This window comes from Agrobacterium sp. 10T429 (assembly GCF_056393925.1).
Genome location: NZ_JBFTGV010000074.1, coordinates 1 through 402 on the forward strand (window position 1 = coordinate 1; position 402 = coordinate 402).

Annotated in this window: 1 protein-coding gene; it reads left to right on the plus strand. The window is 60.0% G+C overall.

The window, feature by feature from the left end:
- A partial coding sequence (locus AC1DCP_RS26590) for a HAMP domain-containing protein (RefSeq protein ID WP_476774897.1) occupies positions 1–402 on the plus strand: 402 nt, incomplete at both ends.

Below are 402 nucleotides of genomic sequence, written 5' to 3' on the forward strand. Positions count from 1 at the left end.
CGTGGCATCACAACGCCGATTGCCCGCCTGCGGGAGCGTATGGTGTCGCTGGCAGGCGGCGATACGGCAGCCGAGATCGATGGCATGGACCGCAAGGACGAAGTCGGCCAGATGGCGGTTGCCGTTCAGGTGTTCCGCGAAAGTGCGATCGAGCGCATTCGTCTCGAACAGGAAACCGAAGCCAATCGCAGCCTTTCGGAAAAGGAACGCATCGCGCGCGAGCAGCAGAAGGCCAAGGAAGCTGCCGACGTCAAATTTGCCGTCGACAATCTTGCAACCGGTCTTTCGAAGCTTTCGGATGGCGATGTGTCCTACCGCATCGGCCAGCCGTTCACGGCGACACTCGACGGCGTTCGTAACGACTTCAACATGTCCGCCGAAAAGCTGCAATCGGCATTGACC